Here is a 20,179-nt window from a genome sequence, read left to right as displayed (position 1 = left end):
CAGCGCGGCTGTGGACGCGCGCTCGCGCGCACGACGCCACGACCTCGCGACACGTCCCCGCCGTGAGGCGGAGGACACACCGCGGGACGCGGTCCGTGGAGGCTCGGCCCGTCCCCGTGCGCACGACCGCCCCCCGCGAGCCGCCCGAGCACGGTCGTCCCCGTGCCCGGGCGGGGCGCGGGCTAGCTGCGCAGGTCGAGGTAACGGTCGATGAGGGCCGCGGTGCTCGGGTCCTGCGCCGCGAGGGCGTCCTCGTCGCCCGCGACGGCTGGCGCGATCTCGAGCGCGAGCTTCTTGCCGAGCTCGACGCCCCACTGGTCGAAGCTGTCGATGCCCCACACGACGCCCTGCACGAACGTGATGTGCTCGTAGAGCGCGATGAGCTGGCCCAGGACCGACGGCGTGAGCGCGGGAGCGAGGATCGACGTCGTCGGGCGGTTGCCCGGGAACGTGCGGGCGCTCACGAGGTGCTCCGCGGTGCCCTCGGCCCGGACCTCGTCCGCCGTCTTGCCGAACGCGAGCGCCTTGGTCTGGGCGAAGAAGTTCGCGAGGAACAGGCCGTGCACGTCGGCGCCCGGCTGGACCGCGCCGCCGTCGCCCACCGCGTCGACGAGCGGGTGCGCGGGGTTCGCGACCGCGATGAAGTCGGCCGGGATGAGGCGGGTGCCCTGGTGGATGAGCTGGTAGAACGCGTGCTGGCCGTTCGTGCCCGGCTCGCCCCAGAAGATCTCGCCGGTCTCCGTCGTCACGGGGGAGCCGTCCCAGCGCACGCGCTTGCCGTTGGACTCCATGGTGAGCTGCTGGAGGTAGGCCGGGAAGCGGTGCAGGTACTGCGCGTACGGGAGCACGGCGTGCGTGTGCGCGTCGAGGAAGTTCACGTACCAGACGTTGAGCAGCCCCATGAGGACCGGGACGTTGCGCTCGAACGGCGTGCGGCGCACGTGCTCGTCGATCGCGTGGAAGCCCGCGAGCAGCTCGGCGAACCGGTCAGGGCCGATCGCGATCGCGAGCGAGGTGCCGATCGCGGAGTCGACCGAGTAGCGCCCGCCGACCCAGTCCCAGAACCCGAACGCGTTCGCCGGGTCGATCCCGAACGCCGCGACCTTGTCGAGCGCGGTCGAGACCGCGACGAAGTGCTGCGCGACGGCGGCCTGCCGGGACTCGTCCGTGTCCTCGATCGCGCCGACCGCCGCGAGCTCCGTCCACAGCCAGTCGCGCGCGAGGCGCGCGTTGGTCAGCGTCTCGAGCGTGCCGAACGTCTTCGACGCGACGATGAACAGCGTGGTGCGCGGGTCGAGGCCCGCCGTCTTCTCCGCGACGTCCGTCGGGTCGATGTTCGAGACGAACCGGACCTCGATGTCCTGGTGCTTGTACGGCAGCAGCGCCTCGTACGCCATGACCGGCCCGAGGTCGGAGCCGCCGATGCCGATGTTCACGACCGTGCGGACGCGCTCGCCCGTGACGCCCGTCCACTCGCCCGAGCGGACCTTGTCCGCGAACGCGTAGACCTTCGCGAGCTCGGCGTGCACGTCCGCGTCGACGTCCTGCCCGTCGACGACGAGGTGCTCGTCGTCGCCCAGCGGGGTCGGCCGGCGCAGGGCGGTGTGCAGGACGGCGCGGTCCTCCGTGACGTTGATGTGCTCGCCCGTGAACATCGCCTCGAGGCGGTCGTCGAGGTGGACCTCCTCGGCGAGGCGCACGAGCAGCTCGAGCGTCTCGTCGGTGACGAGGTTCTTCGACAGGTCGACCGTGAGGTCGGCCGCCTGGTGCGTGAGGCGGCGCGCGCGGTCCGGGTCGGCCGCGAACCAGGTGCGCAGGTCCGGCTCCACGGTGTCGCGGTGCACGGTCAGCGCGGTCCAGGACGGCGTGGAGGTGGGGTCGATCGGGGGCGGCACGGGCTGCGAGGTCATGACCACCAAACTACTGACCGACGTCGGCCCTCGCCCACCCCGACCGTCCCGCGGTCCATGGTCCGGCGGCCTGACGAACGGCCGTCGCAGGTCCCTGGACCCCGGGCGTGCGTGGGCGGGTCGCGCGACGATGGGGGGCGTGCGCCGTCGGGCGCGCACCGGGCGGCGACGCCGTCGCACGGCCCACGAGCGACGATCGGAGGAGGGACCATGGCGGAGGTCGTGCTGTTCCACCACGTGCAGGGACTGACGGAGGGCGTGCGGACGCTCGCGGAGACGCTGCGCGGCGCGGGGAACGTCGTGCACGCGCCGGACCTCTTCGAGGGGCGCACGTTCGCGACCCTCGACGAGGGCATGGCCCACGTGCAGGAGCTCGGTTTCGGGACCGTGCTGGAGCGCGCCCGGGGGGCTGTGGACGGCTACGACCTCGGCGTCGTGTACGCCGGGGTCTCCCTCGGCGTCCTCCCGGCCCAGATGCTCGCCCAGACGCAGCCGGGCGCCAAGGGCGCGGTGCTCCTCGAGGCGTGCGTGCCCGTCTCCGAGTTCGGCCACGCCTGGCCCGACGCCGTGCCCGTCCAGGTGCACGGCATGGACGCGGACCCGTCGTTCGCGGGCGAGGGCGACCTCGACGCGGCGCGCGAGCTCGTGGAGTCCACGCCCGACGCGGAGCTGTTCGTCTACCCCGGCGACCGCCACCTCTTCACGGACCCGAGCCTGCCGTCGTACGAGCCGGAGGCCGCCGCGCTCGTCACCGAGCGGGTGATCCGCTTCCTCGACGGCATCCGCTGAGCGGTCGGGCCGCGGCGGCCCCCGGGGTCAGGGCGCGCTGCCGGGGTCCGGTGCGTCGAGGACGAGCTGCCACTCCGCCTCGACGCCCGTGGGCGCGAAGCCCAGCGCGACGTTGATCGCGAGCATGTGCCGGTTCTCCTCGGCGTTCCACGTGTGCACACGGCGCGACGACGGCCGGGCGCGCGCCAGCTCGTCGAGCACGGCGACCTTGACGAGCAGGCCCAGGCTGCGCCCGCGGTGCTCGCGCAGCACGAGCGTGTCCTCCTGGAACACGACCTCGGGCCGGTCGCGGGGGTACGCGACCATCGAGAACGCGGCGAGCGTGCCCGTCGCCGTGTCCTCCGCCGCGGCGACGACGTAGCCGCGGCCCCGGTCGTGGATCTCCCGGGAGAAGGTCCGGACGCGCTCCGCGTCCCACGGGTCCTCCGCGAGGTCGAGTCCCCCGCTCGGGGCGTCGGTGCTCATGCGCGTCTCGAGCACCGCGAGCTGCGCGAGCCACTCCTCGGGGACGTCGTCCGTCCACACGTGCACGCGGTACCCGGCCGCCCGCGCCGTCGCCGCTTCTCGCAGCGGGTCGAGCACGGCGGGCGGCACCGGGAGCGCGAGCACGGAGTGCCGCATCACCTGCTCGAGCGTGAAGCCGCGGTGCAGCGCGAAGGTCGTGGCGTCGTCGTGCGCCGGGACGCGTCCGCTGCCCGTGGGCGCCTCGATCGCACCCGGGCCGGGCGGCGGCTCCGGCGCGAAGGACGAGTCGGACTGGACCACGCGCCGCCCCTCCGCGCGCACGACGTCGAGCGCCGCCTCCCACAGCGCCGTGCCGACGCCGCGGCGCCGGCGCGCCGGGTCCACGCCGACGTAGACGAGCGCCGTGTGCGTGTTGCCCTGCTGCGGGAGCGCCACCATCGACCGGCCGACGACGTCCTCGGGATGCGGCGTCGTGCCGTGCGGGGCGTCGTCGAGCACCGCGACCCACCGCAGCACGCGGCGGTAGCCGGCGCTGGCGACGGTGGACGCGACCGTGGCGGCGTCGAGCGCGAGGTCGGTGTGGCCGTGGATCGCGCGGTCGATCGCGTCGCCCACGCGGACCGTGCCGTGGACGGCCCACGCGTCGGGCGCGTCGAGGCGCCCGGGGACGGGCTCGATGCGCACGCGCCCGTCGCGGGTCGTGGGGGTGGTCGGTCGTGCGCTCACTCGGCGTCCTCCGGGGTCGTCCGGCGCTGCCACGCGGCCCACACGCCCGCGGGGCGGAAGCCGAGGGCGACGTTGATCGCGAGCATGTGGTCGTTCTCCTGCGCGTTCCACGTGTGGACGCGCCGGGCGCCGGGGCGCTGCGCCGCGAGCGCGTCGAGGTTGGCGACCTTGACGAGCATCCCGAGGCGGCGCCCGCGGTGCTCGCGCAGCACGAGCGTGTCCTCCTGGATCGCGAAGTCCTCGCGGCCGCGCGGGTGGACGAGCACGGTGAACGCCGCGAGCGTGCCCGACGGCACGTGCTCCGCGGCGCACACGAGGAACGCGTCGTCGTTCTCCGCCTGCTGCTGCACCCACGTCCGCACGCGCCGCGCGTCCCACGGGTCCTCGCCGTAGTCGACGCCGCCCGTGGGCGCGTCGGTGCTCATGCGCGTGAAGAGGACCGCCACCTGGTCGGCCCAGGCCTCCGGGACCTCGTCGGTCCAGGTGTGCAGGCGGTAGTCGCTGCCTGCCGCGGCCCGGGCGTCCTCGCGGTGCGCGTCGAGGACCGCGGGCGCGACCGGGAGGTCGAGCACCGAGTGCCGCTCGACCTGCTCGAGCACGTACCCGTGGGCGCGCAGGAAGCGCGGTCCGGGCGCGTCCGTGGGGACCCGGCCGGCGCCCGTCGTGGCCTCGAGCGCGCCGGGCCCGGGCGGCGGCTCCTCGCCGTGGTTCGTGTCCGAGAAGAGCACGGTGCGCCCCGCGTCCAGGTTCAGGCGCTCGCCGAGCGCGAGCAGCGCGCCCCCGATGCCGCGGCCGCGCTCGGCGGGACGCACGACGGCGTAGGCCTCGCCCAGGTGCTCGTTGCTCGTCACGGGGCGGGTCACGAAGAGGTGCGCGACGACGTCCCCCACCGCGGGCGGGAGGCCCTGCTCGTGCCACGCGGCCGCCGCGGCGGAGCGCACGACGACGAACCGGCGCTTCGTGGAGTACTCCTGGTGGGCCATGCCCGTGAAGATCTCGCGGGGCGGCAGCGCGAGGTCGTCGTAGCCGTGCACCTCGAGGTCGTGCTCGCGGCCGACGTCCGCGACGGCGAGGTAGGCCCACGCCTCGGGCGCGTCGAGCGACGCGGGGTGCGGGGCCTCGACGAGCGCGTACCCGCGCGGGAGGGAGGCGTCCGGGACGGGAGGGGCGACGGCGCTCATGGGTCCAGCGTGTCCGGCGCACGGGCGGCGCGTCCACGGCAATACGCCCGGGGACGCACGGACGGCCCGGTCCCTGAGGGGACCGGGCCGTCCGGGGAAGCGGGCCGCCGGTGCGGCCGACGCCGTCAGGCGCGCTTGCGGTTGGTGAACCAGGACCAGATGAACACCACGATGATGGAGCCGATGAGCGCGAAGCCCCACGTGCCGAGGTCGAAGAACTCCTCGTTGACGTCGGTGCCGAACACCGCCGAGGCGATGAAGCCGCCGAGCAGGGCGCCCACGATGCCCAGCAGGAGGGTGACGATCCAGCCGCCCTTCTGCTTGCCCGGCACGATCGCGCGGGCGATGGCACCCATGATGAGGCCGATGAGGATCCAGCCGATGATGCCCATGTCACGCTCCGTTTCCCGTAGGGACAGATCCGGCCAAAAGGACTCTTGCCCCGAATGACCTGACACCACCGTGGCACGGGCGCCCGGACCTCGCACGCCGACGGCGGTCTGCCGGGGCGGGGCGACCCCGCCGGCACCCGGCTCTGCGCGGTCTCGTAGGCTCGGAGGGTGGTGACGACCGAGGCGACGAGCGCGCGCGTCGACAGCTGGCTGTGGGCCGTCCGCGTGTTCAAGAGCCGCTCGCAGGCGACGGCCGCCGTGAAGGCGGGGCACGTGCGCGTCAACGGCGAGCGCGCGAAGCCCGCGACGAGCGTGAAGGTGAAGGACCGCGTCGTCGTGCGGGGCGGTCCGGTCGAGCGGATCCTCGTCGTCGAGAAGGTGCTCGTGAAGCGGGTGTCCGCGACCCTCGCCGCGACGGCCGTCGACGACCAGAGCCCACCCCCGCCGCCGCGTGAGCTCACCGTGCGCGTCGCGGTCCGCGACCGCGGTGCCGGGCGCCCCACGAAGCGCGAGCGCCGCGACCTCGACCGGCTGCGGGGCCGGGGCTGACCTCGGGCTGCCGCCGACCCGCGCGACCGCGCCCCGTGCGCCCAGCCCGCCCGACGCGCAGGACGGCCGACGGTCGCGTGCGAGCACGCGTCCGCCGGCCGTCGGCAGTGCTGTCGGGATCGCTCCCGGGATCGCTCCCGGGATCAGCAGGTCAGCAGGCTCCGAGGTCCTTCCAGACGCCCCACTGGCCGCTCTGCGACGGGTTCTCGCCCGTCGTCCACCACTTGGCCTGGTAGTTGCGGCCGGAGTAGGAGACGTTCGCCCCGCCGACGTAGGCGGCGCTCGCCGACCACGCCGGAGCCGTGCACGTGCCGGGGTTGCCCGGGTTCCCGGGGTTGCCGGGGTTCCCGGGGTTGCCCGGGTCGGTCCCGCCGCTGCCGATCTTCAGGTCGACGCAGTTGTAGAACGCGTTGACCGTGTTCGACACGTTCCAGCGCGCGAGGATCGTGTGGTTGCCCTCGGGCAGGCCCGTCAGGGTGTGGGAGATGTTGCTGGGCGGCTGCGCGCCGTTCTGGTTGAACGTCTTGAACAGCACGCCGTCGACGAAGTACTCCCACGTGCTCGTGTTGTGCGCCGCGGTGAGCTTCCACTGGAACGTGACCGACGTGCCGGTCTGCGTGCGCGGCCAGGGCTTGCTCGAGTCGTCGAGGATGCTGAAGCCGCTGCCGCCCGAACACTGCATCGAGCCCTTGGGCGCCTCGACGGACTGGGGCTCGTACTTGATCGAGCCGCAGTCGAAGGACGTCGTGCCCTTCGCGCAGTGGTCCTGCCGGCTCGGCGGCGACGTGATCCAGCCGTGGGCGCTCGCGCTCGGCGCGACGGCCACGGGCGCGATGATCGCGACCGCGCCGACGACGGCTGCCAGGAGTACTGCTCTCAGTCTTCGCATGAGATGTCTCGCTCTCCATCCGGTGGTGCATGGGTCCTGCGGCGCGCTTCCTCGCGGGCCGCTTCTCGGATCGGGCACCTCGACGCTACGAAACGGGCGGAGAGCCGGACAATTGGGCAAAGCCCGTACGTGCTTCCGCGTACGCGCGCCGGGCGCGCCCTCGTCGCCGGGTCGGCGACGCACGACGGCGGGTGGTCTCGCCCGTGGGACGAGACCACCCGCCGTCGCGGGGTTCAGCAGGTCAGCAGGCGCCGATCAGCTTCCACGGCCCCCATGCCTCGGAGCCCGGGACGTTGTTCTGCGTCCACCACTTCGCCTCGTACACGTTGCCCGCGTAGGAGACCTTCGCGCCGCCCGTGTAGGTCGACGTCGCGGCCCACGCCGGGTCCGCGCAGGTGCCCGGCGTGCCGCCGCCGGGGGTGCCGCCGCCCGGGGTGCCCGGGTCGGGCGTGCCCCCGCCGGGGTTGGTGCCGTCGGCCGTGACGGTCAGGTCGACGCAGTTGTAGAACGCGTTGACCGTGTTCGACACGTTCCAGCGCGCGAGGATCGTGTGGTTGCCGAGCGGCAGGCCCTTGAGGGTGTGCGAGATGTTCTTGGGGGGCTGGACGCCGCCGCCGTCGAACGTCGCGAAGAGCTGGCCGTCGACGAAGTACTCCCACACGCTCGTGGCGTGGTTCGCCGTGAGGTTCCACTGGAACGTCACGTCGCGGCCCGTGGTCGTGCGGGGCCAGGGCTTGCTCGCGTCGTCGAGGATCGCGTAGCCGCTGCCGCCGGAGCACTTCATCGAGCCCTTGGGGGCCTCGACGGACTGGGGCTCGTACTTGATGGAACCGCAGTCGAAGGACGTGGTGCCCTTCGCGCAGTTGTCCTGCCGGCTGGGGGGAGAGGTGATCCAGCCGTGCGCCGAGGCGCTGGGGGCGATCGCGATCGGGGCGATGATCGCGGTCGCGCCCACGACGGCGGCGAGGAGCGCCGCGCGGAGTCGCTTCATCGGGGGACTCGCTTCCTAGGTCGGGGAGGGCCGACGTCGTGCGGAGCCCGCACCGTCGACCGTGACGAGGGGGACCGTAAGCAGGTGGAGGACGAGGCTCCAACGCCTACGCAGGGCCGCTCCGGAGTACGGGATGTCCCGTACGCGACGACCTGCGGAGGGCGTCTTCGTGCGGCTGGACCGGGGTCCGCGACCCCCTCGCGACGTGCCTCGGGCATCCGTCCGGCGGGTGAAAAGTGTGGGGACTACGTAGGGCGCCGGGACGCCGGACGAGACGGCGGCCCGAGCTGGACGAGCGTCCGGGAACGAGGGCGTCGGACGGCCCGGTGCGCCCCTGCGCGGGAACGCGTCCGAGGCGCGTTCGGGTCCGCGGCCCGTCAGGCGGGCGCGTCCTCCTCGCGCAGCCGCGGCTCGGTGCGCAGCGCGGGCCGGAGGCCGGACTTGTCGGCGTAGAACGCGCGCACGACGTCCATGTCGGCGCGGACGTCACCGGTGAGGTCGATCGTCGGGCCGAGGCCCGTCGTCATCGTGGTGCGGTCCACGTAGCCGAGCGTGACCGGCAGGTGCGCCTCGCGCGCGATCCGGTAGAAGCCCGACTTCCAGTACGACCCGGCGCCGCGCGTGCCCTCGGGCGTGACGACGAGCGAGAAGACCTCGCCCGCCTGGAGGCGGCCGACGACGTCCGCCACGACCCGGCTCGGGTCGCGCCGGTCGACGGGGATGCCGCCCAGCGCGCGCATGACCGGGCCCGCGGGACCGGCGAACAGCGTGTGCTTGCCCAGCCAGCGCACGTGGATGCCGGTGCTCCAGGCGATCGCGAGCATGAGCACGAAGTCCCAGTTCGACGTGTGCGGGGCGCCGACGAGGAGCGTGGGCCGGCTCGTGTCGTACGGCTGCGAGCGCAGCCGCCACCGGCTGGTCGCCCAGAAGGCGCGGGCGAGGGCTCGGCGGATCACCACGTCACGGTACAGGGTGGGAGCGCGGGGCCGCCGTCGACAACCACAGGCAGCGCGGTTAGTCTCCGGCGGGTAGGGAACTTCCCGCCCTACCTGCTCGGCCCGGACATGTCTGCTCGACCACCCACTGCTCGACGGAGACCAGATGGACACCACTCCCGCCGGAACCCCCGCCCTCCTGCGCACCCTCAACGCGCGCGCCGTGCTCGACGTCCTCGGCACCGGCGCGCAGGTCGCCCGACCCGACGTCGTCGCGGCGACCGGCCTGTCGAAGACGACCGTCGCGCAGACCCTGCGCGCGCTCGAGGCGACGGGCGTCGTCACGGAGGCAGGGCTCGACCGGGACCGTCGCGGCCCGGCCGCGACGCTGTACCGGGTCGACCCGGACTACGCGTTCGGGCTGGGGATCGACGTCGCGCGCGACCGCGTGCGGGTCGCGCTCGTCGACGTCACGGGAGCGGTCCGTGCCCGCGCCGAGCGTCGCGACGTCAGGCCGACCCCGACGGCGCGCGCCCGCGCCGCCGCCGAGCTGGCCCGCGCGTGCGTGACCGACGTCGAGGCCCGGCTGCCCGAGGGCGCGAGCGTCGAGGTGACGCGCGCCGTCGCGGCGGTGCCGTCGATCGTCAGCCCGGACCACGCGACGATCCGCCGGGTGCCGGGCTTCGAGAAGGGCGGCACGGACCTCCACGACGCGCTCGTCGACGCGCTCGGCTGCCCGGTGACGCTCGAGAACGACCTCAACCTCGCGGCGCTCGCGGAGCAGCGCGACGGCGTCGCGGCGGGGGTCCGGACGTTCGTCGTGCTGGGGCTCGGCGACGGGTTCGGCGCCGGACTCGTCCTCGACGGTCGCTTGCACCGGGGCGCGGCGGGCGGCGCGGGGGAGGTCTCCTTCCTCCCGCACCCCGGCCGGTCGCTCGGCTCGGAGACGCTCGGGGCGTCGTCGATCGCGGCCATCGCGAAGGAGAACGGCCTCCCGGACGACATCGCCGTCAAGGACCTCGTGGACCGCGCCGAGCACGGCGACGGCGCGTCGTGCGACGTGCTCGACGAGGTCGCGGAGCGCATCGGCGTCGTGGCGGCGGCGGTCGCGCTCGTCGTCGAGCCGGAGCTCTTCGTGCTCACCAACCACGCCGCACGCCCGCCGATCGCCGAGCGCGTGCAGCGCTTCCTCGGCGAGAAGCTGGCCGTGCTGCCCGTGCGGGTCGTCCCGTCCGAGCTCACGAGCGACGCCGTCGTCGTGGGTGCGGCCCGGTCCGCGAGCGACGCGCTGCGCGACGAGGTGTTCCGCGCCGCCGCGGCCCACTCCGCGCCGGTCGAGGGCGAGGACGCCGGCGACGAGCGCGCGGAGGCCGCGTCGTGACCGACCCGGGCGGCCCGCCGTCGGACCTGGTGTCCCGGCTGGGCCTCGCGGACGACGCGCGCGCCGTGATCCTCAACGCCGACGACTACGGCATGTGCCGGGCCGCGAACCGCGCGATCTCGGAGCTGCTCCTCGCCGGGCACCTCGACTCCGCGACCGTCATGGTGCCGTGCGGCTGGGCGCCGGACGCGCTCGCGTTCGCCGCGGCCCACCCCGTCGACGTCGGCGTCCACCTCGTGCTCACGAGCGAGTGGACGCGCTACCGGTGGCGGCCCCTCACTGGGACGGGGACGTCGCTCGTCGACGCCGCGGGGTACTTCCCGCGCGACGTCCGCGCCGTCGAGCAGCAGGCACGCGCCGAGGACGTCGCGGCCGAGCTCGCGGCGCAGCTCGACGCCGCGCTCGCCGCCGGGGTCGACGTCTCGCACCTGGACAACCACATGGGCTCGGTCTACGGGCTCGAGACGGGACGCTCGTTCCTGCCGCAGGTGTTCGAGCTCGCGGCCCGGCACGGGCTGCCGTTCCGCCTGCCGCGCACGACCGACGGGATGCTCCTGCCGCCCGGCGACTTCCAGCCGCTCCTCGACGAGGCGACCGCGGCGGCCGACGCGCTCGGCGTCGTGCTCGTCGACCGCCTGTGGACGCACCCGTTCGAGCTCGCGGGCGAGGGCACGGACGACGCGGAGGGCTACGAGGAGGTCCGCGACGGCTTCCTCGACCTGCTGCGCCGCGTGCCGGCCGGCGTCACCGAGATCTACCTGCACCCCATGCTCGACGACGACGAGCTCGGCGACGTCGCCGACTACGCCGCGCCGAAGCGTGGGTTCGAGCACCGCCTCCTCGCCGACCCGGCCGTCGCGGCCGTGATCGCTGAGGAGGGCCTCGTCCGCGTCGGCTGGCGCGACCTGCGCGCGGTCCAGCGGGGCGAGCGATGAGCGCGCCGTCCGGGACGCCGTCGGGCACGGTGCCGAGCGGGGGGCTGCTCGCCCGCGTGCGCGACCGCCGCCTCGTCGGCGGGGCCACGCGCGCGCAGACCGTCGCCTACGGCGCGTCCGCGTTCCCCGCGAACCTGCTGCTCCAGACGTTCTCCGCGTTCGTCGTCTACTTCTACGTCGACCACCTCGGCGTGCCCGCCGGCTGGGTCGCGGGCGCGATGGTCGCGCACGGCGTCCTCAACGCGGTGCTCAACCCGCTCGTCGGCGCGGCCTCCGACCGGCGGCGCACCCGCTGGGGCCGTCGCGTGCCGTGGATCGGGCTCGGCGTCGTGCCGCTCGTCGTCGCGTTCGCGCTCGTGTGGACGCCGCCCGCGCTGAGCCCCACCGGGCTCGTCGTGTGGTTCCTCGTCGTCGTCGCCGTGTACGACGTCGCGTACGTCGTCGTCGTGCTCAACGTCTCCGCGCTGTTCCCCGAGATCTTCCGCACGACGGCGGAGCGCGCCCGCGGGAACGCGCCGCGCCAGATCTTCGGCCTCGTCGGCATGATCCTCGGTACCGCCGGCGCCCCGCTGCTGTACGGGACGCTCGGGTGGACGTGGATGGCGCTGCTCCTCGCCGTCGTGAGCCTCGGGTTCTTCGCGTGGTCCCTCGCCGGCATGGTCGAGCGCCCCGTCGACGTCGCGGCGGTGCGCGAGCGCGAGGCCGCCGTCGGGCTCGGCGCCCAGCTGCGCTACACGTTCGCGAACCGGGCGTTCGTCACCTACGTGCTCGGGTCGCTGCTGCTGCAGAGCACCACCGCGATCGTGCTCGCCGCCGTGCCGTTCTACGTGCGCTACGTGCTCGGCGGGGCGGAGGCCGACGCGACGTTCCTCCTCGCGCCGATCTTCGTCGCCGCCATCCCGGCGATCGTCGGGTGGTCGTGGGTCGTGCGCCGCATCGGCCCGCGCTCCACGATGCTGTGGGTCGTCGCCGTGTACGGGCTCGCGACGTGCCTCTACCTCGTGCCGACCACCGTGCTCGGCGCCGCGCTCGCGGGGCTCGCCGTCGGCGTCGGCGTGGCCGGCCTCATGCAGGTGCTCGAGGTCGCGCTCGCGCAGGTCATCGACGACGACGAGCGCCGCACCGGCCTGCGCCGCGAGGGCATGTACTTCGGGGCGAACGGGTTCGTCGTGCGCGGGTCCGTGATCGTGCAGGCCGTCCTGGTCGCGGCCGTGCTCTCCGCGAGCGGGTACGTCGAGGGCACGGGCGACGTCGTGCAGCCGGACGGCGTCGCGACGGGCGTGCGCCTCCTGCTCGGCGGCGTCCCCGTCCTCATCGCCGCCCTGGCCTTCGTGTGCTTCTGGCTCTACCCCCTGCGCGGCCGGGACCCCGAGGGCACCGACGCCGCCCTCGCCGACGCCTCACCGACCGCCGCGGACCCCCTCCCGAGGTAGCCCCCGCCCCCGCGAGGTAGAGCCCCGGTCGCCCGAGGTAGAGCCCTGGTCACGCGAGGTAGAGCCGTGGTCGCGCGAGGTAGAGCCGTGGTCGCGCGAGGTAGAGCCGTGGTCGCGCGCGAGGCGCACCACGGCTCTACCTCGGCTGACCCTGGCTCTACCTCGGCGGGCCCCGCCTCTACCTGGGCGGGGTGGTGGTGCCGAGGGTGTGCTCGGCGACGGCGCACGGGTCGGTGCCCGCGTCGATGTCGCGGAGGTCGCACGCGACGCGGCGCATGAGGGTCCGGAAGGTGCCGCGCTCGTCGGGGGAGAGCATGTCGAGGAGCTCCTCCTCGGCGTCGTGCACGGCGGCGGCCCACCCGGCGAGACGACGGCGGCCCTCGGGCGTCGCGACGACGCGGCGTGCGCGCCGGTCGGCGGGGTTCTGCTGCCGCTCGACGAGGCCGGACGCGACGAGGTCGTCGACGAGGTACGTCATGACGGTGCGGTCGATGCCGTGGTGCTCGGCGAGCGCGAGCTGCGTGGGGTGGTCGCCCTGCGCCACGGTCACGAGGACCTGGTAGCCGCGCGTGCCGTGCGGGACGTCGTCGAGCGCCTGCTCGACGGTCGCGCGGTAGGCGCGCAGCAGGACGCCGAGGTGCCAGCCGAGGTCCTCGAGGCGGCCGGGGAGCTCGGTCGGGCCGGTGGGTGCGGCGGTCGTCGCGCTCGTGCTCATCCGCTCAGGGTACCGCGGGAATGCGGTTGCACCACCTATCTGTTCTCGATATGTTCTGCTCAACAACGTATCTTGAGATCGCGAGGAGCCATGCCCGACTACGGCCACGACCTGCGCTTCGGGTCCTTCGTCACGCCCACCGCCGCGGCGCCCCAGCAGGCGGTCGCGCTCGCGCAGCTGTCCGAGGAGGTCGGCCTGGACCTCGTGACCTTCCAGGACCACCCGTACCAGGCGGCGTTCCTCGACACCTGGACCCTGCTGTCGTGGGTCGCGGCGCGCACCGAGCGCATCCGCCTCGCGGGCAACGTGCTCAACCTGCCGCTGCGCCCGCCGGCGGTGCTGGCGCGCGCCGTCGCGAGCCTCGACCGGCTGTCGGGCGGGCGCGTCGAGCTCGGCCTGGGCGCGGGCGGGTTCTGGGACCCGATCGTCGCGATGGGCGGCGAGCGCCTCACGCCGGGGCAGTCCGTCGACGCGCTCTCCGAGGGCATCGACGTCATCCGCGGGCTGTGGGACACGACGACGCGCGAGCGCCTGGAGGTGGGCGGGACGTACCACCACGTCGACGGCGCCAAGCGAGGCCCCGCCCCCGCGCACGACGTCGAGATCTGGGTCGGGGCGCTCAAGCCCCGCATGCTGCGCCTCGTCGGCGCGCAGGCCGACGGCTGGCTCCCGTCGCTCGCGTACCTGCAGAGCTTCGAGGCGCTCGCGCAGGGCAACGCGACGATCGACGCCGCCGCCCAGGAGGCGGGCCGCGACCCGCGCGCGCTGCGCCGCCTGCTCAACGTCGGTGGCCGGTTCACCGCCGACGGCGGCGCCGGGTTCCTCCAGGGGTCGCCCCGGCAGTGGGCCGAGCAGGTCGCCGAGGTGACGCTCGAGCACGGCGTGTCCACGTGGATTGTCGGCGGAGACGACCCGACGACGCTCGCCGTCGTGGGCCAGGAGGTCGCGCCCGCCGCGCGCGAGCTCGTCGCGGCGGCGCGCGGCACGACCGACGGCGCGGCATCGGTCGCACCGACCGACGGCGGGGCCCGCGCATGACCGACTACGGCCACCCGCTCCGGTTCGGCACGTTCGTCACGCCGTCGGCGCAGGACCCGGAGACGGCGGTCGGGCTCGCGCGCGTCGCGGAGGACGCCGGCTACGACCTCGTGACGTTCCAGGACCACCCGTACCAGCCGCGCTTCCTCGACACGTGGACGCTGCTGTCGTACGTCGCGTCCGCGACGGAGCGCATCCACGTCGCGCCCGACGTCGTCAACGTCCCGATGCGGCCGCCCGCCGTCCTGGCGCGCGCGACGGCGAGCCTCGACCTGCTCTCCGACGGGCGCGTCGAGCTCGCCCTCGGGGCGGGGGCCTTCTGGGACGCGATGGCGGCGATGGGCACGCGCCGGCTCACGCCGGGGGAGTCCGTCGACGCGCTCGCCGAGGCGATCGAGGTGATCCGTGCGATCTGGGACGAGGACGGCGACGGCGAGCTGTTCGTCCCCGGCCGGCACCACCGGCTTGACGGCGCGACGCCCGGCCCGGGCACCACGCGCCGCATCCCGCTGTGGCTGGGCGCGCTCGGCCCGCGGATGCTGCGCCTGGTGGGGGAGAAGGCCGACGGCTGGCTCCCGTCGCTGGGCCGCGTGGGCCTCGACGGGCTGCGCGCGGGCAACGCGCGCATCGACGAGGCGGCGGCCGCCGTCGGGCGCGACCCGCGCGAGGTGACGCGGCTGCTCAACGTGTCGGGCACGTTCGAGGCGGACGCCGGAGCGTCCGGCCTCGGGGGCGCCCCCGACCTCTCCGGGCCGCCCGAGGCCTGGGTCGAGCGGCTCCTGCCGCTCGTCCTCGACGAGGGCGTCTCCACGCTGATCCTCGCGACAGACGACGAGCGCACCACCCGCCGGTTCGCGGACGAGGTCGCGCCCGCCCTGCGCGACGCCGTCGACGCCGCGCGCGCGGAGCGGGGCACCGACACGTCGCGCGTCGTGCCGCTCGCCGTGCGGTCCGCGCGTCGCGACGGCATCGCCTACGACGACGTCCCCGCCTCGCTCGCGGAGCGCGCCGTCGAGCCGGGCGACGCCGCGTACGCGGGCGTGCGCTCGAACTACCTGCGCGGCGGCTCGCCGGGCCTCGTGCTGCGCCCGCGCGACACCGCGGAGGTCGTCGAGGCGCTCGCCTTCGCGCGCGCCCAGCCGGTGACGCGCCGGGTGCCGCTGTCCGTCCGCTCGGGCGGGCACGGGATCAGCGGGCGCTCGACGAACGACGGCGGCATCGTCCTCGACCTCGCCGCGCTCGACCAGGTGGAGGTGCTCGACGACGCCGCGCGCCTCGTGCGCGTCGGCCCCGGCGCGCGGTGGGGCGGCGTCGCGGCGGCGCTCGCGCCGCGCGGCTGGGCGATCACGTCGGGCGACTCCGGCGGCGTCGGGGTGGGCGGTCTCGCGACCGCGGGCGGCATCGGCTTCCTCGGCCGGGCGCACGGCCTGACGATCGACCACGTGCGCGCGGTCGAGGTCGTGCTCGCGGACGGCTCGGTCGTACGCGCGAGCGACGACGAGAACACCGACCTGTTCTGGGCCGTGCGCGGCGCCGGGGCGCAGGTCGGGATCGTCACGTCGTTCGAGCTCGTCGCGGACGAGGTGTCCGCGGTGGGGTTCGCGCAGATGGTGCACGACGCGTCGGACCTCGCCGGGTTCCTCGAGCGCTGGGGCGCAACGGTGGAGGCCTCGCCGCGGGACACGACGAGCTTCCTCATCGTGGGGCGGCCGCGGCCCGGGCAGCCCCTCGTCGCGCAGTCCATGACGATGGTCGACTCCGACGACCCGGACACCGTCCTCGCGCGGCTCCAGCCGTTCGCGGCGATCTCCCCGCTGCTCGCCCGGGCGACGGCGCAGATCGTGCCGTACGACGCCGTCGTCTCGGCGCCCCCACCCGGCCCGCACGGGGGGCAGGGCGAGCCCGTGTCGCGGTCCGGGCTGCTGGAGCACCTCACGCCCGAGGCGTCGGCGCGTCTCGCGGGCCTCGTCGCGAGCGGGGACACGTACTTCTTCCAGATCCGCTCGACGGGCGGTGCGGCGTCGGACGTCCCCGCCGACGCGACGGCGTACGCGCACCGGTCCGCGAACTTCTCGGTCGTCGCGATGGGGGCGAGCCGGTCCCGTCTCGACGCGCGCTGGGACGCGCTCGCCGACGTGTTCGACGGGATGTACCTCAGCTTCGACACCGACCTGCGCACCGAGCGCGTGACGGACGCGTTCCCGCCCGCGACCCTGGAGCGGCTGCGCGAGGTCAAGCGCCGCGTGGACCCGACGAACGTCTTCCGCGACAACCTGCCCGTCCTCGGGCCGCACCCGACGGACGAGCCCGCGCCCGCCGTCGTCCCGCCGAGGTAGAGCCCCGGTCCGCCGGGGTAGAGCGCCGGTCCGCCGAGGTAGAGCCCCGGTCCGCCGGGGTAGAGGCGTGGTCAACGACCACGCCTCTACCTCGCGCTACCAGGGCTCTACCTCGCGCTACCACGCCTCTACCTGGGGCTACCGGGGCTCTACCCCGGGGTGGGTGCCCGACGGCGCAGCGTGAGCACCGCGTGGACCGCGAGGCCCGCGAGCACGGCCCAGAACGCGGCGCCGATGCCCGCGACGACCGTCCCGCTCGCGGCGACGAGGAACGTCACGACGGCCGCCTCGCGGCCCCGCGGCTCGGCGACCGCGCCCGCGACGGCGGCGCCGAGCGTCCCGACGAGCGCGAGCCCGGCGGCCGCCTCGACGAGCCCGTCGGGCGCGGCCGCGACCAGCGCGGCGAGGCCGGCCGAGCCGACGGCGAGCACGAGGTAGGCCCAGCCCGCGGTGTGGGCCGCGACCCAGCGCCGGCGCGGGTCGGGGTGCGCCTCGGGGCCCGCGGCGAGCGCTGCGGAGATCGCCGCGAGGTTGATCGCGTGCCCGCCCGCGGTGGCGCCCGCGAGGGTCGCGAGGCCGGTGACGGTCATGGTCTCGCGCCACGGCACGCGGTAGCCGAACGAGGCCATGACCGCGACGCCGGGGACGTTCTGCGACGCCATCGTCACGACGTAGAGCGGCACGGCGAGCCCGACGACCGCCTGCCACGACAGCGTCGGGACGGTGAGGTCGAGGCGGGGGACGGCGTCGGCCCAGGCGAGGGTGCCGCTCCCCACGGCCTCGTGCCCGACGATCGCGAGCGTGACCGCGAGCGCCGCCGGCGCGGCCCAGCGCGGCGCGACCCGCAGCAGCACGAGCCACGTGAGCACGACGGGCGCCACGAGCAGCGGCGTCGTGACGAACGCCCGGACGGGCGCGAGGCACAGCGTGAGCAGCACGCCCGCGAGCATCGCCTGGGCGATCGGGGTGGGGATCGCGGCGACGAGGTCGCCGAGGCGCGGCCAGAGCGCGGTGAGCAGCACGAGCCCGCCGACGACGCAGAACGCGCCGACCGCGGCGGGCCAGCCCCCCGCGACCGCGCCCGTGCTGACGAGCAGCGCGGCCCCGGGCGTGGACCAGGCGAGCGTGAGCGGGGTGCGGTGGCGCGTCGTCAGCCAGAGGATGCCGACGGCCTGCGTCACGCACAGGGCGAGGAGCCCGGACGCGGCCTGATCGGGCGTCGCGCCGACGGCGCGCAGGCCGGCGAGCACGACGGCGAACGAGCTCGTGAAGCCGACGAGGGCCGTGACGAGCCCGGCGAGGACGGGGCGCAGGCGCTCCGGGTCGGGTTCCATGCTGCTCCAGCGGACGTGCCGAGCCGTTCTGTTTGCGGAACGCTACCAGAGTGGCCTGAGTCACGGCCGGTAGGCTGCCGCGCGTGAGCGACGGGGGAGCGCAGGCGGGCACGGGAGCGGGCGCAGGAGCGAGCGCGGGGGCGAGCGCAGGGTCGGGCGACGACCCGGGCGGTGGTGCCCCTGCGTCGTCGGGCCGCCGCGGGGACGAGACGCTCGCCGCGGTCGCCGCCCAGATCCGGGCGCTGCGGGCCGAGCGGGGGCTGTCGCTGTCGGCGCTCGCGGCGGCGGCGGGCGTCGGGAAGGGCTCGCTCTCCGAGATCGAGCACGGCGCGCGCAACCCCACGCTCGCGACGCTCTACGCGCTCGCCGGGGCGCTCGGCGTCCCGCTCGCGACGCTCCTCGCCGAGCGGCCGGGGTCGGAGGTGTCGTCGGAGGGCGTCCGGGCCCGCCTCCTCGACGCCCACCACCTGCCCGACGGCACGGCCGTCGAGGTCTACCACCTGCACCTCGAGCCCGCCGCGGACCGCACGTCGCCGCCGCACGGGCCGGGCGTCGTCGAGCACCTGCTCGTGACGTCCGGTCGCGTGCGCGCGGGCCGTCGTGGCGCGGAGGCCGTGGTGACCGTGGGCGACGGGCTGCGCTGGGTGTCGGACGCCGAGCACTCCTACCGCGCGCTCGACGGGGCACCCGTCGACGCGGTGCTCGTCATCCGCACGCCCCCGCGACGCGGCGAGCGGCCCGCTACCGCAGGCCCGGTCCCGGCGCCCACGCGCCGGACGTGAACCCCGACGGCGCGCCCGGCGACCACGGGGCCGGCGGCGGCTGCGGGGCCCGGACGAGGAACGCCTGGCGCGCCGTGAGCATGAGCTGCAGCAGCGCGCGCCGTTGCCCCTCGACGCGCCACGCCTCGACGGCGCCGCGCTCGACCCGGTCGTGGAGCAGCGCGAGCTCGGTCGCGGCCTGCTGGTAGTCGCGCATCGCGTGCGCGGCCCCCGCGCCACCGGTGCGACGCGCCCAGTCGCGCGCCTGACGGCGCGCGGCGAGCGTCGACAGCATCGCGAGGTCGGCGGGCGTGACGAGGCCCGTCGGCACGTAGGGCACGAGCTGGCGCTGGATCGTCGCGACCGTGCGGCGTCGGTCCCGGACGAGCAGGACGACCAGCGTGACCAGCACCCCGAGCCCGGCGAGGTACGCGACCCCGAGCGCGAGCGGGCCGAAGCCGGTCGAGGCGTTCCACAGCATGTGCAGGGCGATGGCCGCGGTGAGACCGCCGAGCGGCGCGAGCACGCGGCGCGGCCCGGGCGGGCTCGTGGCCGCGCTCGCGACGCCGAGGCCCGTGAGCGCCGTGCACAGCGGGTGCAGGAGGGGAGTGACGATCGCGCGCAGCACGAACGTCGGGCCGAGCGTGCCGTCCTGCGCGGCCATGACGAAGTACGTGACGTTCTCGACCGCCGCGAACCCGAGGGCGACCATCGCGGCGTAGATCACGCCGTCGGTCCAGCCGTCGATCTCGTGGCGCCGGAACCAGAGCATCCCGAACAGGACCGCGCCCTTGAGGATCTCCTCGACGAACGGCGCCCCGAACGACGCGACGACGTACCAGCCGACCTCCTCGCCGAACAGCGGCGCGGTGAGCAGCTCCAGGCCGAGCGTGTTGAGGATCCCCGCGACGAGCGTCGCGATCCCCGCGCCCCACAGGAACGCGACGACGAGCGCGCTCGGCGGCTCGGGCTCGAGGCGGTCGAGCGCGAGCACGACCGGCACCCAGATGCCCAGCGGCACGAGCGCGAGCAGCAGCCCGACCGTGAACGTGCCCACCCCGGACAGCGCCGCGAGCACGAGGCCCACGAGCAGGCACAGGCTCGCGACGGCGATCGTCACGATGACGCCGACGCGCGCGCGGCCCGGCGGCCGGCCCTCGAGCACGGCGCGCGGGTCGAGCGGGACGGCGGCACCCGCCGGGCCCAGCGGGTGCGGCGGCTGCTGGGGCGGGGGGACGGCCGGGCCGTGCGGCGGGAAGGTCACGGGCGGTAAGGCTACGCACCCGGCGGGCGACGCGGGAAGGCGTCCGCCCGGCGCGCCGCGCGGGGCCGGTCGCGCCGCGCGGGCGGCCTTGCGCCACGTGTCGGGCGCGAGGAAGGTGCGCAGGGCGCTCGTCGGCACGGGCGGCGCGACGACGG

The 20,179-nt window shown here is 75.3% G+C and carries 18 protein-coding genes; 8 read left to right on the top strand and 10 right to left on the bottom strand.

From position 1 onward, the window contains the following. Nucleotides 1–182 precede the first annotated feature (182 nt). Nucleotides 183–1,910: a glucose-6-phosphate isomerase gene (gene pgi, locus GWJ10_RS17480; RefSeq protein WP_043653468.1), complete on the bottom strand. Its 1,728-nt coding sequence runs from the start codon at nucleotides 1,908–1,910 to the stop codon at nucleotides 183–185. A 210-nt stretch (nucleotides 1,911–2,120) separates the two neighbouring features. On the opposite strand from pgi, the gene GWJ10_RS17475 reads away from it, so the two are divergent. Further along, the gene (locus GWJ10_RS17475; protein ID WP_163188731.1) at nucleotides 2,121–2,699 is read left to right on the top strand and encodes a dienelactone hydrolase family protein; all 579 of its coding nucleotides are present in this window, start codon (nucleotides 2,121–2,123) and stop codon (nucleotides 2,697–2,699) included. Nucleotides 2,700–2,726: 27 nt separating this feature from the next. Here the strand turns inward: GWJ10_RS17475 and GWJ10_RS17470 are convergent, their stop codons facing one another. From GWJ10_RS17470 to GWJ10_RS17460, 3 genes are all read right to left on the bottom strand, one after another. Then, entirely contained in the window at nucleotides 2,727–3,890 is a 1,164-nt protein-coding gene (locus tag GWJ10_RS17470) for a GNAT family N-acetyltransferase (protein WP_163188730.1), read from the bottom strand. Beyond that, nucleotides 3,887–5,071 (bottom strand): GNAT family N-acetyltransferase, encoded by a 1,185-nt coding sequence (locus GWJ10_RS17465; RefSeq protein WP_163188729.1) that lies wholly within the window; start codon nucleotides 5,069–5,071, stop codon nucleotides 3,887–3,889. The genes GWJ10_RS17470 and GWJ10_RS17465 overlap by 4 nt, the downstream gene beginning before the upstream one ends. Before the next feature lie 125 nt (nucleotides 5,072–5,196). Then, entirely contained in the window at nucleotides 5,197–5,463 is a 267-nt protein-coding gene (locus GWJ10_RS17460; protein ID WP_009865881.1) for a GlsB/YeaQ/YmgE family stress response membrane protein, read from the bottom strand. 171 nt (nucleotides 5,464–5,634) lie between these two features. Between GWJ10_RS17460 and GWJ10_RS17455 the strand changes: the two genes are divergently transcribed. After that, the gene (locus tag GWJ10_RS17455) at nucleotides 5,635–6,012 is read left to right on the top strand and encodes a S4 domain-containing protein (RefSeq protein ID WP_034651673.1); all 378 of its coding nucleotides are present in this window, start codon (nucleotides 5,635–5,637) and stop codon (nucleotides 6,010–6,012) included. Between the two features lie 151 nt (nucleotides 6,013–6,163). Here the strand turns inward: GWJ10_RS17455 and GWJ10_RS17450 are convergent, their stop codons facing one another. The 3 genes from GWJ10_RS17450 to GWJ10_RS17440 all read right to left on the bottom strand — a co-directional run bounded on the left by GWJ10_RS17450 (nucleotide 6,164) and on the right by GWJ10_RS17440 (nucleotide 8,851). Next, nucleotides 6,164–6,901 (bottom strand): lytic polysaccharide monooxygenase, encoded by a 738-nt coding sequence (locus GWJ10_RS17450; RefSeq protein ID WP_021483737.1) that lies wholly within the window; start codon nucleotides 6,899–6,901, stop codon nucleotides 6,164–6,166. 241 nt (nucleotides 6,902–7,142) lie between these two features. Then, on the bottom strand, nucleotides 7,143–7,892 hold the full coding sequence (locus GWJ10_RS20045; RefSeq protein WP_034651675.1) for a lytic polysaccharide monooxygenase: 750 nt from the start codon (nucleotides 7,890–7,892) through the stop codon (nucleotides 7,143–7,145). Between the two features lie 377 nt (nucleotides 7,893–8,269). Then, nucleotides 8,270–8,851 (bottom strand): 1-acyl-sn-glycerol-3-phosphate acyltransferase, encoded by a 582-nt coding sequence (locus GWJ10_RS17440; RefSeq protein ID WP_082774840.1) that lies wholly within the window; start codon nucleotides 8,849–8,851, stop codon nucleotides 8,270–8,272. A gap of 142 nt (nucleotides 8,852–8,993) precedes the next feature. Between GWJ10_RS17440 and GWJ10_RS17435 the strand changes: the two genes are divergently transcribed. From GWJ10_RS17435 to GWJ10_RS17425, 3 genes are read left to right on the top strand one after another with little or no spacing between them, the layout of a single operon-like run. Next, on the top strand, nucleotides 8,994–10,208 hold the full coding sequence (locus GWJ10_RS17435) for an ROK family transcriptional regulator (RefSeq protein WP_163188728.1): 1,215 nt from the start codon (nucleotides 8,994–8,996) through the stop codon (nucleotides 10,206–10,208). After that, nucleotides 10,205–11,143 (top strand): polysaccharide deacetylase family protein, encoded by a 939-nt coding sequence (locus tag GWJ10_RS17430; RefSeq protein WP_241005884.1) that lies wholly within the window; start codon nucleotides 10,205–10,207, stop codon nucleotides 11,141–11,143. Before GWJ10_RS17435 ends, GWJ10_RS17430 begins: the two co-directional genes overlap by 4 nt. After that, entirely contained in the window at nucleotides 11,140–12,576 is a 1,437-nt protein-coding gene (locus GWJ10_RS17425) for an MFS transporter (protein ID WP_163188727.1), read from the top strand. The genes GWJ10_RS17430 and GWJ10_RS17425 overlap by 4 nt, the downstream gene beginning before the upstream one ends. A gap of 178 nt (nucleotides 12,577–12,754) precedes the next feature. Here the strand turns inward: GWJ10_RS17425 and GWJ10_RS17420 are convergent, their stop codons facing one another. Next, nucleotides 12,755–13,291 carry a MarR family winged helix-turn-helix transcriptional regulator gene (locus tag GWJ10_RS17420; protein ID WP_083711613.1) on the bottom strand — a complete coding sequence of 179 codons (537 nt, stop codon included), beginning with the start codon at nucleotides 13,289–13,291 and terminating at the stop codon, nucleotides 12,755–12,757. A gap of 90 nt (nucleotides 13,292–13,381) precedes the next feature. Here GWJ10_RS17420 and GWJ10_RS17415 point away from each other — a divergent pair, with 90 nt between their 5' ends. Continuing rightward, entirely contained in the window at nucleotides 13,382–14,329 is a 948-nt protein-coding gene (locus GWJ10_RS17415) for an LLM class flavin-dependent oxidoreductase (RefSeq protein ID WP_163188726.1), read from the top strand. Continuing rightward, nucleotides 14,326–16,665 carry an LLM class flavin-dependent oxidoreductase gene (locus tag GWJ10_RS17410; RefSeq protein ID WP_163188725.1) on the top strand — a complete coding sequence of 780 codons (2,340 nt, stop codon included), beginning with the start codon at nucleotides 14,326–14,328 and terminating at the stop codon, nucleotides 16,663–16,665. Before GWJ10_RS17415 ends, GWJ10_RS17410 begins: the two co-directional genes overlap by 4 nt. A gap of 149 nt (nucleotides 16,666–16,814) precedes the next feature. Here GWJ10_RS17410 and GWJ10_RS17405 read toward each other — a convergent pair whose 3' ends face one another. After that, nucleotides 16,815–17,999, bottom strand: coding sequence for a benzoate/H(+) symporter BenE family transporter (locus GWJ10_RS17405; RefSeq protein WP_163188724.1), 1,185 nt, complete (start codon nucleotides 17,997–17,999; stop codon nucleotides 16,815–16,817). Nucleotides 18,000–18,082: 83 nt separating this feature from the next. Between GWJ10_RS17405 and GWJ10_RS17400 the strand changes: the two genes are divergently transcribed. Continuing rightward, a complete protein-coding gene (locus tag GWJ10_RS17400; protein WP_241005883.1) occupies nucleotides 18,083–18,781 on the top strand; it encodes a helix-turn-helix domain-containing protein in 699 nt (232 codons plus the stop codon). Here GWJ10_RS17400 and GWJ10_RS17395 read toward each other — a convergent pair. Further along, nucleotides 18,741–20,179: PrsW family intramembrane metalloprotease (locus tag GWJ10_RS17395; RefSeq protein ID WP_241005882.1), on the bottom strand; the 1,439-nt coding region annotated here is incomplete at its 5' end. The two genes, GWJ10_RS17400 and GWJ10_RS17395, sit on opposite strands and share 41 nt — an antisense overlap.

It is taken from the genome of Cellulosimicrobium sp. SL-1 (genome assembly GCF_011033075.1).
Lineage (GTDB): Bacteria > Actinomycetota > Actinomycetes > Actinomycetales > Cellulomonadaceae > Cellulosimicrobium > Cellulosimicrobium funkei.
This window is presented reverse-complemented; position numbering and strand designations above follow the sequence as displayed.

What these genes read in the sequence shown, in the direction of transcription:
- GWJ10_RS17410 (WP_163188725.1), top strand. Translation starts at nt 14,326, where the DNA reads ATGACCGACTACGGCCACCCGCTCCGGTTCGGCACGTTCGTCACGCCG.
- GWJ10_RS17415 (WP_163188726.1), top strand. Translation starts at nt 13,382, where the DNA reads ATGCCCGACTACGGCCACGACCTGCGCTTCGGGTCCTTCGTCACGCCC.
- GWJ10_RS20045 (WP_034651675.1), bottom strand. Translation starts at nt 7,892, where the DNA reads ATGAAGCGACTCCGCGCGGCGCTCCTCGCCGCCGTCGTGGGCGCGACC.
- GWJ10_RS17450 (WP_021483737.1), bottom strand. Translation starts at nt 6,901, where the DNA reads ATGCGAAGACTGAGAGCAGTACTCCTGGCAGCCGTCGTCGGCGCGGTC.
- GWJ10_RS17420 (WP_083711613.1), bottom strand. Translation starts at nt 13,291, where the DNA reads ATGAGCACGAGCGCGACGACCGCCGCACCCACCGGCCCGACCGAGCTC.
- GWJ10_RS17465 (WP_163188729.1), bottom strand. Translation starts at nt 5,071, where the DNA reads ATGAGCGCCGTCGCCCCTCCCGTCCCGGACGCCTCCCTCCCGCGCGGG.
- GWJ10_RS17435 (WP_163188728.1), top strand. Translation starts at nt 8,994, where the DNA reads ATGGACACCACTCCCGCCGGAACCCCCGCCCTCCTGCGCACCCTCAAC.
- GWJ10_RS17460 (WP_009865881.1), bottom strand. Translation starts at nt 5,463, where the DNA reads ATGGGCATCATCGGCTGGATCCTCATCGGCCTCATCATGGGTGCCATC.
- GWJ10_RS17425 (WP_163188727.1), top strand. Translation starts at nt 11,140, where the DNA reads ATGAGCGCGCCGTCCGGGACGCCGTCGGGCACGGTGCCGAGCGGGGGG.
- pgi (WP_043653468.1), bottom strand. Translation starts at nt 1,910, where the DNA reads ATGACCTCGCAGCCCGTGCCGCCCCCGATCGACCCCACCTCCACGCCG.
- GWJ10_RS17475 (WP_163188731.1), top strand. Translation starts at nt 2,121, where the DNA reads ATGGCGGAGGTCGTGCTGTTCCACCACGTGCAGGGACTGACGGAGGGC.
- GWJ10_RS17405 (WP_163188724.1), bottom strand. Translation starts at nt 17,999, where the DNA reads ATGGAACCCGACCCGGAGCGCCTGCGCCCCGTCCTCGCCGGGCTCGTC.